Origin of the sequence: Propioniciclava sp., assembly GCF_029977985.1 — a bacterium.
GTDB lineage: Bacteria > Actinomycetota > Actinomycetes > Propionibacteriales > Propionibacteriaceae > Propioniciclava.
The window spans coordinates 1-1,546 of the sequence record NZ_JARKOT010000043.1 but is presented as its reverse complement, the minus strand read 5'-3'; the positions used below and the strand labels follow the sequence as shown (position 1 = coordinate 1,546).

General features: G+C 70.7%; 1 protein-coding gene and 1 tRNA gene. One reads left to right on the top strand and one right to left on the bottom strand.

Annotated elements, in window-relative coordinates; all coding sequences use genetic code 11:
* Positions 1 to 172 precede the first annotated feature (172 nt).
* A tRNA-Arg gene (locus Q1K57_RS02750) sits at positions 173 to 244 on the top strand.
* Positions 245 to 564: 320 nt separating this feature from the next.
* On the opposite strand, the gene Q1K57_RS02745 is transcribed toward Q1K57_RS02750, so the two are convergent.
* Positions 565 to 1,272, bottom strand: coding sequence for an SRPBCC family protein (locus Q1K57_RS02745; protein ID WP_300078754.1), 708 nt, complete (start codon positions 1,270 to 1,272; stop codon positions 565 to 567).
* Between the last annotated feature and the right edge of the window lie 274 nt (positions 1,273 to 1,546).

The following is a 1,546-nucleotide window of genomic DNA, read 5'->3' as shown; positions in this document are numbered from 1 at the left end:
GGCGGGGTCGTCCGGATCACCGCGGGCGCCGGTGGGGCCTGCTGCACGCAGCCGGCAAGGGTGGCCGTCATGGCGACGGCGACCAGCGCCCGGCGCAGCAGTCGGGGACCCATGCCGATGAGACTAGTGGGACGAGTCTTTGCTACAGTCACCCTCGGCCCGCACGGGCCGAGCCCCCGTAGCTCAGGGGATAGAGCACCGCCCTCCGGAGGCGGGAGCGCGCGTTCGAATCGCGCCGGGGGCGCAAACGACTTCATCGCCGTATTCCGCGCCCGCACCTGCAAACCGCCCCGTGCTCGCCCATGTCGCCATCCGGCCACTCCCTGCGTCCCAATCTCCCCACTGGTCACAACAGCGAGGTTGCGTGGCCGGATCGCGACACAGCCGGGCATCCGGCGGCCGTCCGAGGTCGGGCCGGGTGCCGGCAGGCGGGCGACCGCCATAAGGACGGCACATGACGGAATTCGGCCAGTGAAGGCGCTCAGCGTGACAGGAGTGACAGCTGGGACGACGGGCGTGGCCGGATCGCGACAAACGGCGCGGGAGCAGACCGGAACCGGCTGTTCAGGTGCCTGCGCGGTGTGGTGGGACCTGGGGGCCCGACTCGTTGTCGCGCACGACACCCGGCTCGCCGAAGCCGGCCGCGGCGTCGGTCGGGTTCAGGCCGTGGTCGCCGGGCAGGGGCGGCGTCCCGATCGTGGTGGGTCCGGTGAGGTGCTCGGTGAAGGCTGCCTGCTCCTCGGCCGGGTCGCCCACCTTGCCCGAGTCGCCCCAGGACGAGGCGGCGTCCTCGACACCGGGAGTCCTGACGGTCGCGCCTTCGTGCAACGAGCCCCGCCAGGCGCCCGTGGCGTGCCCCTCGGTCTCGATGAACTCCTTGAACCGTTCGAGGTCTCCCTCTGCCAGCCTCTCGACGATGCCCAGCCGATCGCCGAGATCCTCCAGCACGCCCTCGGGTTCGAACTCGAGGGTGAGGTGCACGGTGGTGCGGTGATCCCCGGCATCGGCGAAGGTGACGGCGCCCGCGTTGGTCACGCCTTCGACGGATGCCCAGGCCACGGTGCGGTCGGGCACCTGTTCGAGGATCTTCGCGATCCACTGCCGGCGGACGCCGGCGATGTCGGCGATCCACTCGAGCCGGTCGTCGCTGAGCTGAGTGACCTGCTCCACCCCGTGCATGAACCGCGGGAACTCCTCGAACTGGGTCCACTGGTTGTAGACGGTGCTGAGCGGCACGTCGACCACCACGGACTTCTCCACCTTCGTCGTCATCACTCCTCCTCACGGATGCCTGCGCCGCCGCCTGTGGCCTCACCCACACTCCAGCCCGTACCCACCTCTCCCGGATCGAACGCATCACGCACGCATCACGGACCCATGCGCGGGTCTGTCGAGCACCCGCCCCCGTCGAGACCCCGCCCACCGCCCCCTGAGGAGGTCGCCCAGCGACCGTCACGAAGGGCCCACCAATCCGCTGGTCGAGCCGCCTACCGCCCCCTGAGGAGGTCGCTCAGCGACCGTCACGAAGGGCCGGCGAGATCCTGGC